20 protein-coding genes are annotated in these 21,872 nt (G+C 72.0%); 6 read left to right on the top strand and 14 right to left on the bottom strand.

The features are described 5' to 3' along the window. The first annotated feature begins 51 nt into the window (after positions 1-51). Together AB0K82_RS24650 and AB0K82_RS24645 are read left to right on the top strand one after the other, a co-directional pair. Positions 52-1,641 (top strand): acetolactate synthase large subunit, encoded by a 1,590-nt coding sequence (locus AB0K82_RS24650; RefSeq protein ID WP_364400819.1) that lies wholly within the window; start codon positions 52-54, stop codon positions 1,639-1,641. 79 nt (positions 1,642-1,720) lie between these two features. Next, positions 1,721-2,734, top strand: a complete 1,014-nt coding sequence (locus tag AB0K82_RS24645; protein WP_364400816.1) for a DMT family transporter — start codon at positions 1,721-1,723, stop codon at positions 2,732-2,734. A gap of 244 nt (positions 2,735-2,978) precedes the next feature. Here AB0K82_RS24645 and AB0K82_RS24640 read toward each other — a convergent pair whose 3' ends face one another. The 3 genes from AB0K82_RS24640 to AB0K82_RS24630 all read right to left on the bottom strand — a co-directional run bounded on the left by AB0K82_RS24640 (position 2,979) and on the right by AB0K82_RS24630 (position 4,362). After that, entirely contained in the window at positions 2,979-3,419 is a 441-nt protein-coding gene (locus tag AB0K82_RS24640) for a hypothetical protein (RefSeq protein WP_364400814.1), read from the bottom strand. A gap of 263 nt (positions 3,420-3,682) precedes the next feature. Further along, the gene (locus AB0K82_RS24635; RefSeq protein ID WP_364400811.1) at positions 3,683-3,952 is read right to left on the bottom strand and encodes a hypothetical protein; all 270 of its coding nucleotides are present in this window, start codon (positions 3,950-3,952) and stop codon (positions 3,683-3,685) included. Between the two features lie 77 nt (positions 3,953-4,029). Next, the gene (locus tag AB0K82_RS24630) at positions 4,030-4,362 is read right to left on the bottom strand and encodes a hypothetical protein (RefSeq protein ID WP_364400808.1); all 333 of its coding nucleotides are present in this window, start codon (positions 4,360-4,362) and stop codon (positions 4,030-4,032) included. A 139-nt stretch (positions 4,363-4,501) separates the two neighbouring features. On the opposite strand from AB0K82_RS24630, the gene AB0K82_RS24625 reads away from it, so the two are divergent. Then, positions 4,502-5,776 carry a hypothetical protein gene (locus tag AB0K82_RS24625; RefSeq protein WP_364400806.1) on the top strand — a complete coding sequence of 425 codons (1,275 nt, stop codon included), beginning with the start codon at positions 4,502-4,504 and terminating at the stop codon, positions 5,774-5,776. A 53-nt stretch (positions 5,777-5,829) separates the two neighbouring features. On the opposite strand, the gene cutA is transcribed toward AB0K82_RS24625, so the two are convergent. The 11 genes from cutA to lysW all read right to left on the bottom strand — a co-directional run bounded on the left by cutA (position 5,830) and on the right by lysW (position 19,671). Then, positions 5,830-6,144 (bottom strand): divalent cation tolerance protein CutA, encoded by a 315-nt coding sequence (gene cutA / locus AB0K82_RS24620; RefSeq protein WP_364400803.1) that lies wholly within the window; start codon positions 6,142-6,144, stop codon positions 5,830-5,832. Between the two features lie 212 nt (positions 6,145-6,356). Next, on the bottom strand, positions 6,357-7,046 hold the full coding sequence (locus AB0K82_RS24615) for a hypothetical protein (protein ID WP_364400800.1): 690 nt from the start codon (positions 7,044-7,046) through the stop codon (positions 6,357-6,359). 244 nt (positions 7,047-7,290) lie between these two features. Beyond that, on the bottom strand, positions 7,291-8,445 hold the full coding sequence (locus AB0K82_RS24610; RefSeq protein WP_364400797.1) for an acyl-CoA dehydrogenase family protein: 1,155 nt from the start codon (positions 8,443-8,445) through the stop codon (positions 7,291-7,293). Between the two features lie 27 nt (positions 8,446-8,472). Continuing rightward, complete coding sequence (locus tag AB0K82_RS24605; protein WP_364400794.1) at positions 8,473-9,630, bottom strand: acyl-CoA dehydrogenase family protein; 1,158 nt, start codon at positions 9,628-9,630, stop codon at positions 8,473-8,475. A gap of 10 nt (positions 9,631-9,640) precedes the next feature. Continuing rightward, on the bottom strand, positions 9,641-13,720 hold the full coding sequence (locus tag AB0K82_RS24600; RefSeq protein ID WP_364400791.1) for an amino acid adenylation domain-containing protein: 4,080 nt from the start codon (positions 13,718-13,720) through the stop codon (positions 9,641-9,643). 20 nt (positions 13,721-13,740) lie between these two features. Continuing rightward, a complete protein-coding gene (locus AB0K82_RS24595) occupies positions 13,741-14,685 on the bottom strand; it encodes a transketolase C-terminal domain-containing protein (RefSeq protein ID WP_364400788.1) in 945 nt (314 codons plus the stop codon). A gap of 37 nt (positions 14,686-14,722) precedes the next feature. Then, a complete protein-coding gene (locus tag AB0K82_RS24590; protein ID WP_364401003.1) occupies positions 14,723-16,738 on the bottom strand; it encodes a M20/M25/M40 family metallo-hydrolase in 2,016 nt (671 codons plus the stop codon). 5 nt (positions 16,739-16,743) lie between these two features. Beyond that, complete coding sequence (locus AB0K82_RS24585; RefSeq protein ID WP_364400785.1) at positions 16,744-17,586, bottom strand: [LysW]-aminoadipate kinase; 843 nt, start codon at positions 17,584-17,586, stop codon at positions 16,744-16,746. Between the two features lie 29 nt (positions 17,587-17,615). Further along, positions 17,616-18,641, bottom strand: coding sequence for an N-acetyl-gamma-glutamyl-phosphate reductase (gene argC / locus AB0K82_RS24580; RefSeq protein ID WP_364400782.1), 1,026 nt, complete (start codon positions 18,639-18,641; stop codon positions 17,616-17,618). Between the two features lie 2 nt (positions 18,642-18,643). After that, positions 18,644-19,510, bottom strand: a complete 867-nt coding sequence (locus AB0K82_RS24575; protein ID WP_364400779.1) for a RimK family alpha-L-glutamate ligase — start codon at positions 19,508-19,510, stop codon at positions 18,644-18,646. Further along, entirely contained in the window at positions 19,507-19,671 is a 165-nt protein-coding gene (gene lysW, locus AB0K82_RS24570; protein WP_345354197.1) for a lysine biosynthesis protein LysW, read from the bottom strand. The genes AB0K82_RS24575 and lysW overlap by 4 nt, the downstream gene beginning before the upstream one ends. 175 nt (positions 19,672-19,846) lie before the next feature. On the opposite strand from lysW, the gene AB0K82_RS24565 reads away from it, so the two are divergent. From AB0K82_RS24565 to AB0K82_RS24555, 3 genes are read left to right on the top strand one after another with little or no spacing between them, the layout of a single operon-like run. Next, entirely contained in the window at positions 19,847-20,581 is a 735-nt protein-coding gene (locus AB0K82_RS24565; RefSeq protein ID WP_364400776.1) for a sulfotransferase family protein, read from the top strand. Then, a complete protein-coding gene (locus AB0K82_RS24560) occupies positions 20,559-21,356 on the top strand; it encodes an AzlC family ABC transporter permease (protein WP_364400774.1) in 798 nt (265 codons plus the stop codon). The genes AB0K82_RS24565 and AB0K82_RS24560 overlap by 23 nt, the downstream gene beginning before the upstream one ends. Before the next feature lie 2 nt (positions 21,357-21,358). After that, positions 21,359-21,664, top strand: a complete 306-nt coding sequence (locus tag AB0K82_RS24555) for an AzlD domain-containing protein (protein ID WP_364400771.1) — start codon at positions 21,359-21,361, stop codon at positions 21,662-21,664. The last annotated feature ends 208 nt before the right edge of the window (positions 21,665-21,872 follow it).

Genomic DNA, 21,872 nt, shown 5'->3' with positions numbered 1-21,872 from the left:
CCTGATCGGAGTCATCGCCCTTTCCCGAGCCCACACGAGGAATGAACGGTCATGAACGGCGCTGAGAGCCTGTTGCGTACGGCGGCGGCCCACGAAGTCGACGTCTGCTTCGCGAATCCGGGAACCACCGAACTACCACTGGTGAGCGCGCTCGACCGGGTCGGCGGCATCCGGCCGGTGCTCGGCCTCCACGAGGCCGTCTGCGTCGGCGCCGCCGACGGGTACGGGCGGATGACGGGCCGGCCCGCCCTGACGCTCGTGCACCTCGGCCCGGGCCTCGCCGACGGCCTGGCCTGCCTGCACAACGCGCGGCGCGCGGGCACCCCGGTCGTGGCCCTGGTCGGTGACCAGGCCACCTGGCACCTCGCCGCGGACGCCCCGCTGACCACCGACCTCGATGCGGTCGCCGCCCCCTTCTCCACGTGGACCGGGCGGTCGACGTCCGCGGCCGGAATGGCCGCCGACCTCGCCGAAGCCGTCGAACGGTCCCGGCGCGGCCCCGTCTGCCTGATCCTGCCCGCCGACCTCGCCGACGAGCAGGTCGAGTCCGGCGACTCCACCTCGCCGGTCCTGGCCCCGGACCACGCCGCCGGCGCCTCCGCGTGGACTCCGGTCGACGAGGAACGCGTCGCGGCCGCGGCCGACGCGCTGCGCGGTTCCGGTCCGGTCGTCCTGTTCCTCGGCGGCCTGGCACTGTCCCGGCCGGGTCTGCTGGCGGCGGACGCGATCGCGCGCGCCACCGGCTGCCGGCTGGTGCACGAGACCTTCCCCGCGCGCGTCGAACGCGGCGGCGGCCTGCCCGCGCCGATGCGCCTCCCGCACGTGTACGCCGACGCCGCGGCCACCCTGGAAGGGGTGGAGACGGTCATCCTCGTCGGCGCGCGCGAGCCCGTCAGCTCCTTCGGCTACCCCGGCCTGCCCAGCAGCCTCGTCCCCGCCGACGCCGCCGTCCAGTCGCTGGCCGGCGCCCCGCAGGACTCCTCCGACGACGCCGTGAACGCCCTGGAGCGCCTCGCCGAACGGGTCGCCGGCGGGGAAGGGACGCCGCCCGCACGCGGCACCACGCGGCACCGGCAGCTCACCGTCCCCTCCGGAGTCCTCACGCCCGAGACGCTGTCGGTCACGGTGGCCGCCGGGCAGCCCGAGGGGGCGATCGTGGTGGACGAGTCGCTCACCGCCGGCTTCGACTACCACCAGGCCGCGATCCCCGCCCCCGAGCACACCTGCATGGTGGCCCAGGTCGGCGGCGCGATCGGGCACGGGCTGCCGCTCGCCACCGGCGCGGCCATCGCCTGCCCGGACCGCCCCGTGATCGCCCTCCAGGCCGACGGCAGCGCCCTGTACACCATCCAGGCGCTGTGGACCCAGGCCCGCGAGGACCTCGACGTCACGACCGTGCTGTGCAACAACCAGAGCTACGAGATCGTCAAGATGGAGATGAAGAACGCGGACCGGCCGTTCGGCAACGCCTCCCGGTCGTTGCTGAGCCTGAACGGGCCGGAGATCGGCTGGAGCGCGCTCGCGGAGGGGCTGGGCGTCCCGTCCATCCGCGTCACCACCGCCGAGGAGCTCGCGGGGGCGCTGAAAGCCGCCCTGTCCGAGTCCGGACCGCACTTCATCGAGGCGGTCATCCGGCAGTGACTTCTCCCGGGTAGTCCTGTCAGGACGTGGGTAAGGCAAGCGCGTGCTCAGACGAACCCAACCACGGAAGGGCCGCGAGATGCTCGACCGACGCGATGACGTCGCGACGCGGGAGCGCGCCGACACGGCGCGGTCCCGCTCCGGATCGGTCGTCGACCTCCTCAACCGGGCCGCCACGCGGATGCCCGTACCGATCATGCTGGCGGGCGCCGTCTGCGTCGCCCTGTCCTCGGTCTTCGTGCCTCTCACGCACGTCTCGACCGGAACGGTCACCTTATTCCGCAGCCTGCTCTCGATGCCGTTCCTGATCCCGATGGCGCTCTCCGAGGCGCGGACGGCGTCGGCCCGGCCGCCGAACTCGCGGTGGATGGCCTACATCGCCGGTGTGCTCCTGGCGGGTGACATCCTGCTGTGGAACCAGGCGATCGCCGACAGCGGCGCCGGCATCGCGACCGTCATCGTGAACGCCCAGGTGATCCTGGTGCCCCTCCTCGGCTGGATCTTCCTCCGGGAGCGGCCGACCGCGGCGTTCGCCGCGGTGGTGCCGGTCATGCTCGCCGGGGTGGCGCTCGCCGGGGGCGTCGTCGGGGGTGGCTCCGGGAAGAACCCGACGCAGGGCGCGATCTTCGCCGCAGCCGCGGCGCTCTGCTACGCGGGCTTCCTCTTCCTGCTGCGCCAGGCCAGCGACGACGACCACATCGTCGTGCCCGTCACCGAGTCGGCCGCCGCCTCCGGTGTCGTGGCGCTCATCGTCGGCCCATTCTGGCACGGCCTGGACCTGCTGCCGGGCTGGCCGGCGTTCGGCTGGCTGGCCGCCATCGCCCTGGCCGGGCAGGTGGCGAGCTACCTGCTCATCGCCAGCGCGCTGCCCCGCATGTCCGCCTCGGTCGGCGCGGCGCTCCTGCTGCTCCAGCCGGTCGGCTCGGTGCTCCTGGGCGCCGTCATCCTGGGCGAGCGTCCCACGCTGCTGCAACTCGGCGGCTGCGCGGTCGTCCTGGTCGCCCTCTACCTCGCCACCCTCGCCGCCCGCCGCGGCGACTCCGGCGACGAACAGACCGATCACTCGGAAGCCGAGTCCCCCCAACGCTCCTGAGTCAACGGCCGCGTACGCCGGGGCCGACACCGGCGTACGCGGCTGGGCGAGAAGTTGTCAATGGACCGGTCCACCCCGATTTCGGTGCACCGTGGTGAAACGGGGCGCGCGCGCAGAATGCTCGGTGAACTCCACGTTCCCCGCCCGACATAAAGGACAAAGCGCGTTAAATAGGCCGACTCTTCTGGCGTTCTCCGAGACTTATGTACGGCCGAGGCGACGTGCGCCCCCTGGCCGAGGCGCCTCAACGGCGCAGGTCGTCCGGCCGCCGATCGGTGCGCCCGAGCGGACAGCGGCCATCGCCGTCACGATTGGGGCAGCAGGCCACGGCCAGGTCGACGAAGCCGCCGCCTCGCAGCCACCACGCCCACACGACGTCGTTGCCCCGGCGCAGGATGTCCAGGGCGTTCGCGGCCATGGTCTCCAGGGACGGCGCCTGCCGTTGTTGTTCGAGGTGCATCCGCTGGTCGGCGATGTCGGCGTACTGCTGCGCCAGCCAGGCCACCGCGTCGGTGGGGTCGTCCCAGGTGCCTTTGACCATCCGTGCGGGTTTGGTGAGCCAGGCGCTGGTGGCCTCGGGCGGGACGACGGCGGTCTGGAACTCGGTGGTGCCGGCGCGGCGTGCGTCGTCGAACGGTTTGATCGCCTCGCCGGGGCCGCGGTACAGGTACGCGTGGAAGTGCACTGGCCAGTCCTTAGGATCGTGGGTGCGTCCCCCCGACTTCGCCTCGGGGGGACGCACCATCACTCACCGCATGCCGATGACGGCGATCTCGACGCAGGCCTCACCGTCCTCGCCGGTATAACCACCGCACCGACGCACGGCCTTGCGCCACACCGCTTCCTTCACGAACTCCACCTCCTCCCTGCCCTCGTTGTGAAGGAGATGGAGGCCTCGGGAGCGACCCCCTCAAGCCGCCCCGAGGCCTCCTGCCCGCACGACCGTTCTCAGGGGGGTGAACGGCCGTACGGAGTCTGGGCGGATTTCGGACCTGAGAAAGTCCGTGGAATCACAGGACCGCCGTGCGCGGCGGCGAGTTCAACCTCCTGGCAGTGCCGCAGAAGCTGCCGTGGGTCGCGGTCGTAGATGATGGTGGGCTCCGCGCCGAACTTGGCGAGAGCGGCGTACTCGCGCGGGTACCAGCACCACATGACCAGCCAGTTCGGCGCGGCGGCCTGGATCGCGGCGAGTTCGGCGGGGGACGGGTCCGACCGCACACGTCGAGGAGGCCGCGGTGCCGCAGGTCGGTCGGGTTCAGGAACCAGAATGCCGACGACGGCGAGAATCCGCCGGATCACCGCTCGGCTCCGGCCGTCCCGTCGGTGCGGAGCACGTTGACGATGCGGCGGCCCGCCTCATCGACGTCTTCTGCGGGCACCATCGGCTCGTACTCGGATGGCGCGTCGCGGGTCGTCCCGGACCACTGCCAGTGCCACCACAGGCCGCCTTGGTGCACGCGGAGAACAAGCGGCTGGCTCATCCGGGCGTTGCGAGGATTGCGCACCTCGACGGTTCCATCTCGGTCAACGGTGACGTTCAGGCCCTGCCGTATGAGAAGAGGTGCGAGCCGTAGAACCGCTGCCTTGATGACGTCGGTCGATGGGGTGTGCGTGGTGTGGGCTTGCACCCGACCTCCTGAAATCCGTGGTTGGCCAGTCACTTAGAGTGAAGACCTGCGGGCCAGGCGTCGTCACCGTGATACTGGGGGACGTACACGGACACGAGAGCTCGTATCCGCGAATCCCCCCGGCCGAGGTGCACGCAACATGTCAGCCGAGTCGAAACGCATTGGCGCGCGCCTGCGCTCCGAACGCCTCAAGCGTTGTATGAGCGTCGCCGCGCTCGCCGAAGCACTCCGCGATGTCGCCAGCGAACGCGACCGTCGGAGCATGCCCAAGCTGGAGGATTTACGGCGGACGATCCGTGGCCACGAGTCCGGCGAGCACCCACCCGGCCCGCGGTACCAGATGCTGTATGCCACGGTGTTCGACCTTCCCGTAGAGGAATTGTTCGGTACGAGGCAGCCGGCGAAGAGAGCAGAACCGGCCGGCCAGGGCCGACCGAAGTCGCTCGCAGATGCGGCGCCTGACGACGAGATCGAGTCGTTGGAACTCGCGCGTAGAGCCGCGGCGACCGACGTCGGTGCCGAGACGCTTCAGCGGCTTCGGCAAGCCGTTGATGACCTGGCCGTCGCCTACCCACGGACGCCACCGGCCGAGCTGCTTGAGCGGATACGCCAGCACTTGGCCTATGTCACGCGGTTGCTCGACGCCCGCAAGACCCTGACCGAGCATCGAGGACTTCTGGTCGTTGGGGGCTGGCTTTCCCTGCTCGAGGCGACATGCCACATCGACCTGCATCAGCGTTCGGCCGCCCAGGCCCGGCTGCGCACGGCTGCCGGTCTCGCCGAGGACGCCCGGCACGCTGAGATGGCGGCCTGGTGCCTGGAGACCCAGGCGTGGCAGGCGCTCACGGATGGCGGCTACCGGCAGGCCGTGACCTTGGCCCAGGGCGCCCAGGCCGTCGCACCTGTCGGAAGCTCGGCCTATATCCAAGCGTCCGCGCAGGAAGGGCGGGCCTGGGCCCGCCTGGGGGCGGCCCGTGAGACACATACACAGATCGACAGGGTTGCCGCACTGACCGCCAACCTGCCGGCGCCCGACCGGCCAGAGCACCACTATCAGTACGACCCGGCGAAGGCCGACGCCTACACCGCGACGACGCTGGCGTGGCTCGGTGATCCCGCTGCCGAGCCATATGCCCGGCAGGTACTCGCCAGGATGGAGGCACCTGCGGACGGCAGGGTGCGGGCACGTCGCGTGGCATCTGCACGACTGGACCTGTCGCTTGCCCTGGTCGCAGCCGATCGGCCGGACGAAGCCGCCCAGGAGACGTTGACGGCCGTCACGAGCGGCGTACTCGTGCCGTCGAACTATTGGCGCGCCGCAGAGGTCATCAGCGCGGTGCGGACCGCCGGCGTACCGGGGGCGGCCGAGCTCCAGGAGGCCTACAGAGAGTTGTGCCGTACGACGGACGGCTGACGGCCCATTTGCTTATGCCGTTGCGGATCTCATCGGTGAGGCTGAGTGGCTTCTCAGGACGTCGCCCGAGTCACCCATTCCAGGTACGCCTCCGAGCCTCCCAAGGGAGTGAAGGAGACTTCCGGGTTGTCCCACGGATGCGCGGCGATGAGATGTGCCTCGAGGTCCGGATAGCAGTCCTTGGTCGTCTTGAGGATGATCTGCCACTCCTCGCCGGTCCCGAATTCACCGAGATGCCAGAATGCGGTGGCCAACGGTCCGGACACCTGCCCGGACGCGGCCAGTTTCGCCTTGACCGCCGAGTTCAGCAGGCTGATCGCCGCATCACGACTCCCTGCGGCCGTCGACACCTGTACGTATCCCGTCATGCAACGGAGCGTAGACGCGACTGAGAAGAGCGTCAGGCCGCCGCGCGTCCCAGTTCGGGAGCGGCCTGACCGTCGCTGTTGCCACTTTGCCGTCGGTGTGGCCGGCCGAACGTCCGGATCGTCTGATGTGCCGCGTCACCAACGGCGGCAAAGTTCTGTGTTCTTCGATACGGGCGGCCGAGATGCCGGGGGCGGATGTGCGGAAGTCTCGGTTAACGTCGGGCGTTTCGTCTGGCAAAGAGGGCAAGGCGCGCCAAGCCGGGCGGCTGTTGGGGCATTCTCCGAGACTTCTGCGCCGCGGGAAGGGGCCTTCGCGCTCCTACTCTGAACCGCTCCTTCTTGACCATCAGCAACTCGTCACCGTGCAGCGTCCACGAGCGGACGTCGTCCGCGCTGATCGCTTCGATGAGCCCGGGCGAGAAGATCTGGGCGGCCCATTCCGGGTCGTCGGTGACGATCGCGAATCGCCGGTCGAAGTCCGCGTCGCCGATCTCGATGGACAACTGATGCTTCAGGCCCACCGTGCGCAGCACGTTCGAGATCGCCCCGCGCGCCTCGACTCGGGTCTCGGGGCCCGGACCAGGCAGGCGCACGCAGAGGATGACCAGATCGTGGATGACGCGCCGGCCCTCGCCCGAGCGCGATGTCATGTACATGGCATCCGCGATCGTCACCGGGAAGCCGTCGACGGTCCCGGACGCCATCCGCCGGACTGCGAATCCCGGCAGGCCAGGGACGCGATCCCGCCACTCGGCCCAGGCGTCTCCCCCTTGGAGAGACCATCCGTTGGAAGCGGCCCAGGCCGCCAGTGCCTTGGCCGTGCTGCGCTGAGCCCCTCCGCGAGCCACCTGAACACCGACGGCGATCAGCAACAGCAGGATGATGACAATCAGAAACGCCAAGGAAGCTCCACGATCGGACCGGTGCCAGGCGCGTCACGCTACCGCCACGGGCCCGTTCGACTGCCGCTCAAGCCCAGGGCCACGAGAGCGGTCCGGCCCGGTGAGAGCCCGTCGACGCGGTGAGTGGGGTGTCGGCCTAGCCGTCGCTGTTGCCACCTTGCCGCTGGTGTGGCCGGTTGAATGCCGGATTGTCGGATCTGGCCCGTCGCCAGCGGCGGCAAGGTCCCCATGTCCCCGGTGGGTGTCAGGCGGTGGCGCGGTCGAGGCAGACGGCGGGGGCTGATGGCTGCTCTCGGAGGAAGCGGGCGGCCTCGCGGCGGTGGCGGGCGGGGCTGCCGAGGAAGGCGGCGTCGATGGCGGCGCGGCGGTAGAAGAGCTGGGCGTCGCAGTCGTCGGTCATGCCGACCGCGCCGTGGATCTGCACCGCCTCGGCGGCCACCCGGCGCGCCGTGTCGCCGGCGGTGGCGACCGCCTCCAGGCCGCTCATCGTGGCGTCGCCCCCGCTGTCGGCGAGCCAGGCCGCGTGGTGGGTGAGCAGCCGGGCGGCCTCGACGTCGGTGGCCGCCGTGGCCAGCCGGAAGGCGAGGGACTGGAAGCGGCCGATCGGCTGCCCGAACTGGCGGCGTTCGCGCGCGTAGGAGACCGTGAGGTCGAGCGCGCCCTGGGCCAGTCCGACCAGGTGGGCGGCGTGCCGGATCCGGGCGGCGGACACCGCCGCGGCCCAGGCGTCCGCGAGCGCGCCCGGCGTGCCGATCCAGTCGCCGGTCGCCCCGACGACGGGGTCGAAGTCCACGGTGTACAGGTCGCCCTCGGCGATGTCCTCGTGCCGGGTGACCGTGACGGCGGCGTCGTCACGGGGGATGAGCCCGCACCGCAGTCCGTTCGGCGTCGTGCCGGCGACGAGCAGGAGGTCGACGTCGGCGGCGAAGGGCACGTACCGACGGGTCATCTCGACGGTGCCGTCGGCGGGCATCGGGGCGGGCTCGGTGAGGGTGCGGTCGCCCCGGTCCCGGGCCGCGACCGCGACCGTCGCGCCCTCGGCGATGCGGTCCAGGCCGCGGGCGCCGGCCGGGCCCGCGCCGCGCAGCAGGTCGGCGGCGAACAGGGTGTCGAGGAGCGGGCTCTGGTACAGCGCGGCGCCCGCCAGCTCGGCCAGGACGACGGCGCCCGAGAGCCCGGCGTCCTCGCCGCCGTGAGCGGCGGGCAGACCCAGGCGTACCGCGCCGAGGTCGACCATCGCCTCCCACATCAGCCGGCGGGCCCGTACGTCGTGCTCGGTCAGCGGGCCGCCGACCTGCCGGCCGCCCGTCCGGCGGATGGCGGGAACCAGTTCGTCGGTGAACAGACGCTCGAAGCGCTGCCGGATCTCGCGCTGCCGGTCGCTCGGTGCGAACCGCACGGTGGTCCTCCTCGTCTCGGTGGGGCGTCAGGTCAGCAGCTGCAGGCCGACGGAGGCGATCAGGTACTGCATGATCTCCGAGGTCCCGGCGGAGAGCGTGAAGCCGGTGGCCTCGCGGTGGCCGTTCTCCAGCACGCCGTCGTACAGGGCCCGGTCGTCCCGGGCGGACAGGACCGCGTCGAGTCCCAGCAGGTCGATCCCGGTGTGGGTGATCCGTTTGAACAGCTCGGTGGCGTACCACTTGGCCATCGCGGTCCCGACGTTTTCGAGACGGCCCTCGCGCAGCTCGGTGATGACGCGCCAGGAGAACAGCTCCGCGGCGCGGGCCTGCGCGTGCAGGTCGACGAGGCGTTCGGCGGCGCACGGGTCGCCCAGCTCGCCGATCTCGTCGAGGCGGCGCACGATCAGGTCGAGCAGCCGCCGGGCCTTGGCCTGGAATTCCAGGCCGGTCCGCTCGACGGGGATCACCCGGTTGATCACCTGGTAGCCCTCGTCGACCTCGCCGAGGACGTCATCGCGGGTCAGCCGGATGCCCTCCAGGCTGACGTCGCTGAAGGCGTCGTCGGAGATGCTCGGGATCGTGCGGACGGTGACGCCCGGCGTGCGCAGCGGCACGACGAACAGCGTGATGCCGTGCGCCGCCACCTCGGACTCGGTCGTACGGGCGGCGCAGAGCGCGAAGTCGGCGAACTGCGACTTCAGGCTGTAGATCTTGCGTCCGTACAGCCGCCAGCCGTCGCCGTCGGGGACGGCACGGGCTCGCAGCGCGCTCAGGTCGGAGCCGACGCCGGGCTCGCTGTAGAGCACGCTCGCCGCCTGCTCGCCGCGGGCGAGCGGGGGCAGGAGGCGGTTCTTCTGCTCCTCGGTGCCGACCATCTGGATGATCAGGCCGACGATGTCGACGCTGACGATGTGCACCAGGTCGGGCACGCCGTGCCGGATCAGCTCCTCGGTGAGGATCGACTTCTCGACGATCCCGCGGCCGAGCCCGCCGTACTCCTCGGGCCAGTTCACGGCGAGCCAGCGCCGCTCGCCGAGCCACCGGTACACCTCGAGCAGCCCCGGCTCGTCGCGGGCCGGTCGGTGCCGGACCTCGTCGACGACCTTGCGTACCGCGTCCTGGGACAGGAAGTCGCAGACCTCCCGCCGGAAGGACTCCTCGTCGGGACTGAGCCCGTACTCCACCGACATCACCTCATTCGCCGCCGGTCTCGCGACCGGCGGCAGCCTCGTCCAGGATTCGGCCCAGTTCGGCCGCGAGCGTGTCCACGTTCGGCTGTTGGAGCATCGTGTAGTGGGTGCCCGGCACGGTGCGCTCCACGATGTCGCCCGAGATCAGCTGCTCCCACCCGCCGTCGTACTGGCCCTCCTTCGCGCCGAGCGAGACGAGCGAGCCGTCGTAGTGGCCGGGCCGGTAGGTGAGGGCGGTGGCCGCGTTGGCCATGAACACCTGGATCCGCCGGCCGAGCTCGTCGCGGATGTCGGCAGGGATGCGGCCGCTGTGCTCCAGCGCGTCCACCACCTCGGCGGTCTGCTCCTCGGGGGGCAGCTCGACGATCCGCTCCCAGTCGACCTGCGGCGGCTCCTTGCCCTGCAGGCCGGACAGGTCGTGCGCGAAGGACTCCAGCATCTCCGTGTGCGTGGGCGGCTCCTTCAGCTGCGGAGGCACCGCCGAGTCCATCAGCACCACCAGACGTACGGTCTCGCCGTCGGCCTGGAGCTGCCGGGCCATCTCGAAGGCCAGCGTCCCGCCGATGGACCAGCCGCCCAGCAGGTACGGGCCGTGCGGCTGGATCTCGCGCACGGCCTCCAGGTAGCGGGCGGCCATCCCCGGGACGTCGGGCGGGTCGGCCTCGCCGTGCAGGCCGACGGCCTCGATGCCGTAGAACGGCTGCCGCTCGTCGAGCAGCCCGGCGAGCCGGAGGTACGGGACGGCCGACCCGCCGGAGGGGTGCATGCAGAAGAACGGGGTGCGGTCGCCCTCGGTGCGGATCGGCACGAGCCAGTCGGGCGTCGCCGGCCCGGAGCCAGAGCCGGAGCCAGAGCTGGAGCCGGAGTCGCCGTCCGTCGCGCCGCCTCCGCCGCGCTCGTCGACCAGCGACGCCATCTTCCGGATGTCCTGGGCGAGCAGCACGTCGCGGTTCTCCAGCCGTACGCCGGTCTGCTCCTCGATCCGGTTGAGGAGCCGGATGAGGTTGAGCGAGTTGCCGCCCACGGAGAAGTAGTTGTCGCCGGGGCCGACCGGGTCGTCGCCGAGCTCGAGGACGTCGCGGATCAGGTCGATGAGCGTACGTTCGGTCGCGGTCGGCGGCCGGTCGGCGGCGTTGTCCCGAGCCGGGCCGGGCGATCCCCCCTCGCCCGCGGCGGGGAGACGGGACTTGTCGAGCTTGCCGCTGGCGTTGCGCGGGATCTCCTCGAGCGGGATCAGCTCGGCGGGCACCATGTGCGCGGGCAGCTCGTCGGCCAGGCCGTCGCGCAGCGCGTCGGCGTCGAACCCGTCCCCGACGACGTACGCGACGAGGCGCTGCCCGCCGGGGCCGTCCTGCGCCGCGACCGCGGCCTCGCGCACCTCCGGCCGGGAGGTCAGCGCGTGCTCGACCTCGCCCGGTTCGATCCGCAGGCCGCGGATCTTGATCTGGTCGTCGGCCCGGCCGACGAACTGCAGGTTGCCGTCGGACCGCCAGCGCACCAGGTCGCCGGTGCGGTACATCCGCTCCCCGGGCGTGAACGGGTCCTTGATGAACCGTTCGGCGGTGAGCTCGGCGCGGTTCAGGTAGCCGCGGGCCAGCCCGGTGCCGCCGATGAACAGCTCGCCCGGCACTCCCACCGGCACCGGCTCGAAGTTCCGGTCCAGGACGTACGCGCGGTGGTTGCCCATCGCGCGGCCGATCGGGGGCATCGCGCGCAGCGGCTCGTGCGGGCACCGGTAGTCGATGCACGCGACGGTCGCCTCGGTCGGCCCGTACCCGTTGTGGAACTGCCGCCCTTCGGTGTTCCACCGGTTGACGAGCTCGCCGGGGAACGGCTCCAGCCCCACGAACAGCGCCCGCAGGTCGGGCAGCGCCTCGGGGTCGAGCAGCTTGAGGACGGCGGGCGGCAGGTCGGACAGCGTGACGCGCTCCTCGCGCATCAGCGCGGTGAGCCGGTCGGGGTCGAGGAGCTCCTCGCGCGGCGCCGCGACCACCACGGCGCCGTGTCCGAGGGCGGCGTAGATGTCGAAGACGCTGACGTCGAAGGCCAGGTTCGCGAACTGCAGGATCCGGTCGTCGGGGGTGATGCCGAACAGGTCCCGGCAGTTGGCCACGAAGTTCACCACGGCGCGGTGGCTGATCATGACGCCCTTCGGCGTGCCGGTCGAGCCGGAGGTGTAGATGACGTACGCCAGGTCGTCGGGGCCGGCCGGGCAGGGCGGTGGGCCCGGTTCCCGGCTCGCGAGCGCGTCTCGCAGGTCGTCGTCGTCCAGGAGCAGGAGGTCGACGCCGTCCGGCAGCCGGTCGGCCAGGGCGCTCGTCGTGATCACCAGGTCGGCGCGGGAGTCCTCGAGCTGGAACGCGATCCGCTTCGGCGGGTACCCCGGGTCGAGCGGCAGCCAGGCGCCGCCGGCCTTGACGACCGCGAGCTGCGCGATCGGCGCGTCGGGGCCGCGGTCCAGCAGCAGCGCGACGAGCCGCCCGGTGCCGACGCCGTGCTCCTCGGCCAGCAGACGGGCCAGCCGGTCGGAGCGCTCCGTCAGCTCCGCGTAGGACACCGTCCGGCCCTCGAAGCGGACCGCGGGCGCGTCGGGCCGTTCGGCCGCCCGCTCCGCGACGACCTCGTGCAGCAGCCGCCCGTCGGTCGGGTGCGGCCGGGGCTCGGGGTTCCACTCCCACAGCATCCGCCGGCGTTCGTCCGCGCCGAGGATCGGCACGCGGCCGATGGGCCGGTCGGGGTCGTCCGTGGCCGCGTCCAGGGCCGTGCGCAGGTGACCGGCGAGCCGCTCGATCCGGCCGGCCTCGAACAGCTCCGTCGCGTACGCGATGCGGAGCCGCGCCCCGCCGTCCGGCGTCTCGACCACCTGGAGCGTCAGGTCGAACCGGTCGCCGCCGCAGGCGACGGGCAGCTCTTCGACGGCCAGCTCGCCGAACCGCTCGTGCACCCCTTCGACCAGGGAGAACGCGACCTGCGCCGGGTCGGCGCCGAGCGCGTCGGCCAGCGTCCCGTACGGGGTGTCTCGGTGGTCCAGGGCCTCGGTGAGCGACTCTTCGGCGCGTCGTACGAGCTCGCCGAAGGCCGGGTCGCCGGACAGGTCGGCGCGCACGACGAGCGTCCGCGCGTACGGGCCGGCCGCCCCCCGCAGCGCCTCCCGGGTCCGGCCGTCCACGACCACGGCGGCGGCGAAGTCGTCCTGGCCGGTGTACCGGGCCAGGACCAGGAGGAGCCCGGCCAGCAGCACGCCGCGCGGGTCGGCGAGGCCGCGGACCTTCGCGTACAGCTCGGGCGGCAGCGCGGACTCGTGCACGGCCCCGGCCCACGACCGCCGGGCGGGCCGCGGGGCGTCGGTCGGCAGGTCGAGGGCGGGCAGGTCGGCGAGGCGTTCGGTCCAGTGGTCCAGCTCGCGTTCGAGGTGCTCCCCGCCGCGGTACGTCCGCTGCCACGCGGCGAAGTCCACGGACTGCGCCGCCGGGCCACCGCCCTCCCAGGGGACCCGGCCGCACACCTCCCGTACGACGTCGCGGAGGGAGAAGGCGTCCGCGACGATCCGGTGGGCGGCCAGGACGAGCACGCTCTCGTCCTCTCCCGTCAGGAGGAGACGGAACCGCAGGAGCGGGCCCGCGGCGAGGTCGAAGGGGTGCTCGACGGCCGCGCGCAGCACCTCGGCGCACCGCCGGTCGCGGTCCGGCCCGTCGGCCCCGCGCAGGTCCACGACGGGGACCGCGTCCGAGGGCAGGCCGTCCGGCGGGGGATCGACGATCTGGTGGGGAACGCCGTGCGCGCTGTCGAAGCGCGTCCGCAGCGGCTCGTGCCGGGCGATCGCGGCCGCCAGCGAGCGCCGGATCGTCACCGCGTCCGGCCGGCCGCGCAGGCGCACGGCCACCACCTCGACCGCGACCTCCGGCGGCAGCCCGGCCATCGCGTCGAACCACAGGCGTTCCTGCTCGAACGTGAGCGGGTGCCGGCCGCCCCGGTCCACCGGGGTGATGGGCGCGGCGGCGTGCTGCGCCGCGCGGCTGCGGCGCCACCGGAGGTCCAGGAGCGCCCGCCGCACGTCCTCGAGTCGGTCTTCCCTCTCCGTCACCGTCATCCCGGTATCGCCCCTCAGTCGATGTCGCCCAGCGCCTCGAGAACCGCGTCCACCACCGCGTCCGGCGTAATGCCGCTCCGTTCCAGGAGGTAGGGATGGTCGCCGGCCATGGAGACGAACTCGTCGGACACTCCGACGCGGCGGACCAGCACGGGCAGCCGGCCGGCCAGCGCCTCGCTGACGGCGGCGCCCAGACCGCCGTGCTCCCAGTGCTCCTCGACGGAGATCACCAGCCGGCTCTCGCGCGCGTGCTCCACGAGCGTGGCCACGTCGAGCGGTTTGATCGTGTGCATGTTCAGGACGCTCGCCGACAGGTCGCGCTCGGCGAGCCGCTCGGCGGCCAGGAGCGCCGCGTGCACCGGATACGGGCCGCACGCGACGAGCGTCACGTCCTCGCCGTGCCGCAGGACCTGCGCCTCACCGATCCGGACCGGCGGCGCGTCCTCGGGCAGTTGCGGCGTGGCCCCGCGGCCCAGCCGCAGGTAGACGGGGCCGGGCAGGTCGACGCTCTGCCGGAAGAGCTGCGCGGTGCTCTCCCCACCGGTCGAGACGAGCACCGTCATGTTCGGCAGCACCCGCATCACCGCCAGGTCCTCCAGGCTGTGATGGGTGGGGCCGAGGCTCGCCGCGGACAGTCCGCTGTGCGTCGCCGCGATCCGCACCGGCACCGCGTTGTACGCGATGTCGATCTTCACGAACTCCAGCGCCCGGGTGCTCGCGAACGTCGCCATCGTGTTGACCACCGGGATCCGGCCGCTCTTGGCCAGGCCCGCGGCGACGCCCATGAGGTCCTGCTCGGCGATGCCCAGGTTGATGTACCGGTCGGCGGCCGGGCCGAAGTCCGTGCCGTTGTACAGGCCCGTGTCGCTGTCCAGGCAGACCAGCCGCGGGTCCTCGGCCATCAGCGGCACGAGCGTGTCGCGGAAGACGTTCCGGTCCGGAGGCGTCTCATCACTCATGCGTCCTCCTTCGTCGGGGGAGTGACCAGAGGCTCGCTCATGCCTCCTCCTTCCGCGTGGCCTTCTGCAGGGTCGTCAGGGCGCGCCGTTGCTGGCGGTCGCTGAACTTCACGAAGTGGCTGCGCACGTCGCCCTCGATGTAGGGCAGGCCGCGGCCCTTGACGGTCCGGGCGATGACCACGGTCGGGCGGCCGGGCTCGGGCGGCGCCGTGAGCGCGTCGAGCAGCGCGCCCAGGTCGTGGCCGTCCACCTCCCGCGCCGTCCAGCCGAAGCTTCGCCAGCGGTCGGCCAGCGGTTCGAGTCCGACCACGTCCTCGGTGCCGCCGGTGATCTGCAGCCGGTTGCGGTCGATCACGGCGGTGAGCCGGTCCAGGCCAAGGCTGCTCGCGGCCATCGCGCCCTCCCAGACCGAACCCTCCTGAAGCTCACCGTCGCCCATCAGCACGACGGTCCGGCGGTCGGCGCCGTCGAGCCTGGCGGCGAGGGTGAAGCCGATGGCGAGGGGCAGCCCGTGCCCGAGCGCGCCGGACGGCACCTCGACGCCGGGCAGGCGGGTGTTCGGGTGGGCCATGAACGGCGACCCTGGCTTTCCGTAGTCCCCGAGCCGTTCGGCGGGGAAGAAGCCGTACTCACCGAGCGTCGCGTACAGGCCGATCGCCCCGTGCCCCTTGCTGAGGATCATGACGTCGCGGTCGGGCGCCTCCGGGTCGTCCGGGTCGATCCGGAGCACCCGCGAGTACAGGGTCACCAGGATCTCGACGAGGGACATCGACCCGCCCAGGTGGCCGCCGCTGCGCCCGGTGCACATCTCGATGATCCGTTCGCGGATCCGGGCGGCGCGGTCTTCGAGCTCTGTCAGTCCCCGCGGGTCGTCCTTACCGGACGTGCCATCGGTCTGCCCGCTCCCGTCATCCGTACCGGCCGCGTCGTCGGCGGGGCGGCGCAGCGGGAGGGGGCGCGCGGGCTCCCGGTCGCCGGCCGGGCCGTCGGCGAGCCGGTACAGCGCGGTGGTCAGGACGGAGATGGCGCGGAGGTAGTCGGCGACCTCGGTCGACTCGTGGGCGGAGTGGTCGAGCTCGCTGTCGCCCGGCCCGTACGTGGCCATCGGCACGTGCCACTCTTCGGCGAGGATGTTGAGGTCCGCGGTCGCGGTCTTGAGCTTGGCCCCGGGGCGTACGCCGTGGGCGCGGATGCCGGCGCTCAGCGCCCGCACCACCGGGTCCGTACGGCCGACGCGGTGCGCGGCCACCGAGTTGATGACGGTCAGCCGTCCGTGCGGCGTCCGTGCCCGGAGCCGCTCGACGAACTCCTCGGCGTCGAAGCCCGGTGGCGTGCGGATGCTGAACTCGGCGTCCGCGCGGAGCAGGTCGCCGGAGAAGGAGATCAGGTCGGCGCCGGGCCGGTCGAACGAGTCGTGGCCGACGTCGGGGCCGAGCAGGTCGAGGAGCGTCGCCCAGCAGCGGCCGGCCAGCTCGGCGGCCTTGGGCAGCGGCCGCGTCGGGTGCATCGGCTCGCACTCCACCTCGTACCGCAGGTCGAGCTTGCCCTTGTAACCGAGCACGACGGTCGACCAGCCGCTCGGCTCGCCGATGATCAGAGCGTCGGGGGCCGGGAGCGACTCGCGGATCTTCATCGCCCCGCGCGAGAGCGCGGTCTCCTCCTCGACGGCGCCGACGACGACCACCCGGCCGGGCAGGTCCGTGACGCGGGCCGCCGCGCAGATCATCGCGGCCAGCGGGCCCTTGGCGTCCGACGAGCCGCGGCCGTACAGCCTGCCGCCTTCCAAGCGTACGGGGACCTCGCCGGGCACGGTGTCCATGTGCCCGAGCAGCATGACCGTCGGCCCGTCGCCGTAAACGATCTCGCCGATGGCGTTGCCGGCCTCGTCGACGTACGCGGAGAATCCGAGCCCGCGCATCCGCTCGACGAGGAACTCCGCAAGCGCTCCCTCCTCGTACGACGGTGACGGGATCTCCAGCATCCGGCGCAGCAGGTCGACCGCGTACTCCTCCGTTATCGGATCGTCTTGACGGGGGGACTCCTCCGTCCTCATGTCGGTCACGCCGTCATCTCCTCGGTGTTGTCCTCGTCCAGTTCGATCCGGGTCGCCTCTCCGGACAGCGCTCGCGCCGCCGGGTTCGCGCAGCGGCCGTCGGCGATCAGCACCCGCGTCACGCCGCCCAGCAGCGCCTCACGGGCGGCGACCAGCTTGAGCCGCATCCCGCCGGACACGTCCGACGGCGCGCCGGTGGCCGGGACCCGGTAGACCGGCACCACGGAACGCTCGTCGGAGACGTCGGCGAGGACGCCCGGTGCGCCGGTGAGCATGATCAGCGTCTCGGCGCCGAGCGCGGCGGCGACGGCGGCCAGCGCCCGGTCGGCGTCGGTGTTGACCGGGGTGCCGTCCTCGGCGAGCGCCGGTGGCGACACGACCGGGACGAGACCGGCGTCGAGCAGTCCCGTCAGCAGGTCGGCGCGGACGGCGTTCACACGGCCGCTGTGATCGTCGCGGACGAGGACGCGCCGGCCGTCGACGACGGCCCGGTGCACGGCCTTGCGGCGGGCCCGCAGGAGGCCGCCGTCCAGCCCGGTCAGCCCGACGCCGGGAACGCCGTGGGCGGCGAGCGCGGTGACCAGCCGTGGCTTCACCCGGCCCGCCAGCGCCAGCGTGACCACCTCGAGCATCGCGTCGTCGGTGTACCGGGCCGAGACGCCGTCGGGCGAGACGAGCCGACGCCGCTGGACGCCCAGCCGCTCCGCCAGCGACTCGATGTCGGCGGACCCGCCGTGGCCCAGGACGACGTCCCGTCCCTGGCGGTACAGCTCCGCCACATCGGCGCAGACCGCTCCCGGATCGACGGCCTCGTGGCCGCCGCACTTGATCACCGTGATCCCGGCCATTGGAATTCCCCTTCGACTCGGGCGCCGGCTCAGTTCGGATGCAGGCCGGGGAACTCCAGTCCCAGCCGTTCGGGCCAGCCGAACCGTACGTTCATGCACTGCACCGCGTTGCCCGCGCCGCCCTTGACGAGGTTGTCCAGCGCGCCGATCAGCACGAGGCGGCGCTCCGCGGTGTCCAGCGCGAAGCCGACGTCGCAGAAGTTCGAACCGGACAGGATCTTGGGTTCGGGCAGGCGGTAGACGCCGCGGCGCTGGGCCACCACGCGGACGAACGGCTCGTCCCCGTAGTACTCCCGGTAGATCGTCCGCAGCAGCTTCTCGTCGACCTCGCCGACGAACCGGCCCCGGCACAGCACCTGGACGCCGCGTACCGCGTCGACGCCGGTGGCCGTCATGGTCACCCGCAATCCGGTCGCCTGCTCGATCTCGGCCTCGTGGCGGTGCCCGATGGGGGCGAACACCCGAAGGACGTTGGCGCGTTCGGAGTGGGTGTCGGCGGGGCCGCTCGACGCGCCCGAGCCGCTGGATCCGGTGCGCGCGTCCACGGACACGTCCGGCTCCAGCAGGCCCACGTCGGCGACCGGCCAGAGCGCGAGGATCGCGGCGGTGGCCATGCACCCGGGCACGCTGATCCGGTCGGCGTCGCGCAGCTCCTTGCGGTGCAGCTCGGGCAGTCCGCCCACGAACTCGCCGAGCAGCTCCGGGGCCTCGTGCGGCACCTTGTAGTAGCGCCGGAAGACCTCCTCGTCCGGCAGCCGGAAGTCGGCCGTGAGGTCGATGACGACGTCACCCAGCTTCAGCAGCCCCGACGCCTGCCTCATGCTCTCCAGGTGCGGGACGGCCAGGAAGACCACGTCGTACGTCCCCAGGTCCTCGGGGTGGGTGAAGGTGAGGTCGCAGACGTTGCGCAGGTTGGGGTGGACCGAGTCGACGCGCCGGTTCGCGAACCGGTTCGACGTGGCCGCGCAGAGCTCGACCTCGGGGTGACCGAGCAGAATCCGGATCAGCTCACCGCCGATGTATCCGGAACCGCCGACTACGGCGACCCTGAGCATGATCAGACCATCCTTGTCAACACGTGGTCGGCTATTCGGCCGGCGACGTCGACATGGTCGCCCATCGCCGCCTGGAACCCGGAGAACTCCACGCCGGAGTTGACCTCCAGGACCAGCAGCCGGCCGTCGGGCTCCTCGAGCAGATCGACGCCGGCGATGTCGGCCCCGACCGCCAGCGCGGCGGACCGGGCCAGGTGCTCCAGCTCGGGGGTGAGGGGGCAGACCTCGGTGGTGGCGCCGAGTGCGACGTTCGTACGCCACTGGTCGCCGCGCCGGTAGGTGGCGCCGATGACCTCGCCGCCGACGACGATCACCCGGATGTCGCGTTCGGGCGTCGGCACCATCTCTTGCACGTAGACGATGTGGGACTGGGGGGACGGGAGCGCCGCGACGTGCTCCAGGACGGCCGTCGCGGCGTGCCGGTCATGCAGCGCGGTGACCAGCCGGCCCCAGGACCCGGTGAGCGGTTTGATCACCGCCGGGTATCCCATCCGCTCGATGGCCTCCAGCGCGGACTCGGGGGTCAGGGCGAGCGCGGTGCGGGGCACGGGCAGGCCGGCGTCGCGCAGCGCGACCGAGGTGCGCCACTTGTCGCCGCACAGCTCGATCGCGGCCGAGCCGTTGAGGACCTCGACGCCGTTCGCCTCCAGGCCCCGCGCCGCCGCGGCGGCACGGACCTGGCCGATCTCCCGGTTGAGCGCGACGGGCCATCGCGGGGCTGTCCCGTCCAGCTCGTACCAGCAGGTACGGCTGTCGACGTAGTCGTACTTCACCGCCCGGCGGTCGAACGCCGCCATGATGCGCTTCTCGTCGAGGCGCACGCGTGACGCGACGATGCCGATCGGCCCCGACTCCGCGGCCCCGCTCACTCCCCCCAGTCCTCCTCGACGTCAGGAGCGGTGGCGAGCCCGACCGGCGACGTCTTCACGACCTCGAGTTCGGAACCGCATTCCGGGCACTGCACGATCTCGTTCAGCTGGGGCTCGTTGTCGACACCGATCTGAGCGGAACATTCGGGACAGGTAGGCACGGTTCTCCCTTTCCTTCGACTTCACGATCCACGGTAGGGAGAGCCGCCGGTAACCGAATCGGCCCCGCGTTGATGCTGTGACGAGGAGGTTCGTCATGGTGATTACCCCCTCGGGCGGCGCCTCGGGATGGACTGGAGGCGATTCCGTTCACGTCGCCCGTCTGCGGGAGCAGCCATGTCAGACCGATCCTCGCTGCCCGGAATTCTCGTGCTGTGGAGCGCGCCGCGCAGCCGGTCCACCGCCTTTTTCCGCATGATGGCCGAGCGCGGCGATTTCACGCCGGTGCACGAGCCATTCTCTTATCTGGCCGAATTCGGATACGTCGATATCGACGGCGACCGCGTCACGTCCGAGCCCGCGCTCATCGAACGGCTGCGGTCGCTCGCCGCGCGGAAGCCGGTCTTCATCAAGGACACGACCGACGAGCGCTACCCGGGGGTGCTCGCCGACCGGGAGTTCCTCACCACCGACGCGGTGCACACCTTCCTGATCCGGCACCCGCGCGACACGATCGCCTCCTACCAGAGGCTCAACCCCGACGTCGTCCGGCACCAGATCGGGTTCGAGACGCAGTACGAGCTTTTCACGCAGGTCGAGCACGTGACCGGCTGTGAGCCGGTGGTCATCGACTCCGACGACCTGCTCGACCGGCCGGAGGCCGTGGTCAAGTCCTACTGCGAGCGCGTCGGCATCCCCTTCCTGCCCGAGGCGATGTCCTGGGAGGCCGGGGAGCGCAAGGAATGGGCGCCGTCCGGGCGCTGGCACGCCGACGCCGCCAAGAGCACCGGTTTCACCCGGATCACGGAGGAGAATGACATCGACGTGGAAGCGCATCCCGTCTACGGCGACCACCTCCGCCACCACCTCCCCTTCTACGAGATGCTCCATGCCCGACGTCTCGCCGGCTGAGCCGCGCCTCGAAGGCACGCCCCGGCAGCGGCTGCGCGAGGGGATCTGGACCGGCCTCGGCCTCGCCGCCGCGTCCTTCGCGCTCGCGATCACGTTCGGGGCGAGCGCCCGGACGCTCGGCTGGGGAATGGCGCCGGCGATCGTGTGCTCGCTCGTCGTCTTCTCCGGCTCCGCGCAGTTCGCGCTCGCCACCGCGCTCGCCGGAGGAGGCGGAGCCGTCCCGGCGGTGGCCGCGGCCGCGCTGATCAACGCCCGGTTCATCCCCATGGCGGTGGCGGTCGCGCCGAGCCTGCGGGGCGGCGTCCTTCGCCGGGCGCTCATCGGCCAGACGGTGGTCGACGGCTCGTGGGTGGCGGCGCACCGGGGGGAGGGCCGCTTCGATCCCGAACGCATGATCGGCGCGACGCTCCCGCAGTGGCCGGCCTGGGTGTGCGGCACGGCGATCGGCGCGGTGCTGCACCCGTCACCGCACGTCGTCCAGACCTTCGCCCTCGACGTGATCTTCCCGGCGTTCTTCCTGGTCCTGCTGATCGACGAGCTCCGCGAGTCGGCGGCGGCGCGGCGCGCGGCCGCCCTCGCCACCGTGATCGCCGCGCTGCTCGTCCTCGTGGTCCCGACCGGGGTGGCGCTGCTCTGTGCCTCGTCGGCGGCGCTGCTCGGTCTCCTCCCCTCCAGCGGCGCCGCCGGCGACCGTACGCGCGACGACCGCGCCGCCGACGACCGTGCCGGAGACGTGACGGACGAGCCCGCCGACCGCTACGCAGAGAAGGAGTGATCATGTCCCTGTGGCCGGCCATCTTCGCGGTCGCCGTGATCAACGTGCTGTTCAAGGCCCTCGGCCCCACCGTGCTGGGCGGGCGGGCCCTGCCGCAGCGGGTGCGGGACGTCATCGCGATGCTGGCGCCGGCCCTGCTCGCCGCCCTCATCGTCGCCGAGGTCGCGGGCGCGCACTGGAGCAAGTTCGACTGGACCGTCGTGGCCGGCCTGGGCGGCGCGGGCGCCGCGCGCCTGCTGCGCTGGCCCGACCTGCCCGCCATCCTGTGCGGCGTCCTCGTCACCATCCTCCTCCGCCTGGCCCTCTGACCGACCGACCGGCGGGGAAGCGGAGCAGCACCAGGCGGAATGATGATGACGCCGGGCCGAATCTCTGGTGTTCACTGCCCCTAGAGAGCAGCGAACACCAGGGATCACCAACACCTAGTACTACATAGCTAGATCTGGATGACCTGGAGGCGCAGTCGTCGCTTGACGTGGTGCCTGCGTGCTTCGGCTTGATGGGCGCGCCGGACGA

Origin of the sequence: Actinoallomurus sp. NPDC052274 (genome assembly GCF_040679475.1) — a bacterium.
GTDB lineage: Bacteria > Actinomycetota > Actinomycetes > Streptosporangiales > Streptosporangiaceae > Actinoallomurus > Actinoallomurus liliacearum.
This window is presented reverse-complemented; position numbering and strand designations above follow the sequence as displayed.

Excerpts from the sequence above, each read along its gene's own strand:
- AB0K82_RS24650 (WP_364400819.1), top strand. The coding sequence starts at position 52 with ATGAACGGCGCTGAGAGCCTGTTGCGTACGGCGGCGGCCCACGAAGTC.
- AB0K82_RS24645 (WP_364400816.1), top strand. The coding sequence starts at position 1,721 with ATGCTCGACCGACGCGATGACGTCGCGACGCGGGAGCGCGCCGACACG.
- AB0K82_RS24625 (WP_364400806.1), top strand. The coding sequence starts at position 4,502 with ATGTCAGCCGAGTCGAAACGCATTGGCGCGCGCCTGCGCTCCGAACGC.
- cutA (WP_364400803.1), bottom strand. The coding sequence starts at position 6,144 with ATGACGGGATACGTACAGGTGTCGACGGCCGCAGGGAGTCGTGATGCG.
- AB0K82_RS24595 (WP_364400788.1), bottom strand. The coding sequence starts at position 14,685 with ATGAGTGATGAGACGCCTCCGGACCGGAACGTCTTCCGCGACACGCTC.
- AB0K82_RS24590 (WP_364401003.1), bottom strand. The coding sequence starts at position 16,738 with ATGAGGACGGAGGAGTCCCCCCGTCAAGACGATCCGATAACGGAGGAG.
- AB0K82_RS24585 (WP_364400785.1), bottom strand. The coding sequence starts at position 17,586 with ATGGCCGGGATCACGGTGATCAAGTGCGGCGGCCACGAGGCCGTCGAT.
- argC (WP_364400782.1), bottom strand. The coding sequence starts at position 18,641 with ATGCTCAGGGTCGCCGTAGTCGGCGGTTCCGGATACATCGGCGGTGAG.
- AB0K82_RS24565 (WP_364400776.1), top strand. The coding sequence starts at position 19,847 with ATGTCAGACCGATCCTCGCTGCCCGGAATTCTCGTGCTGTGGAGCGCG.
- AB0K82_RS24560 (WP_364400774.1), top strand. The coding sequence starts at position 20,559 with ATGCCCGACGTCTCGCCGGCTGAGCCGCGCCTCGAAGGCACGCCCCGG.
- AB0K82_RS24555 (WP_364400771.1), top strand. The coding sequence starts at position 21,359 with ATGTCCCTGTGGCCGGCCATCTTCGCGGTCGCCGTGATCAACGTGCTG.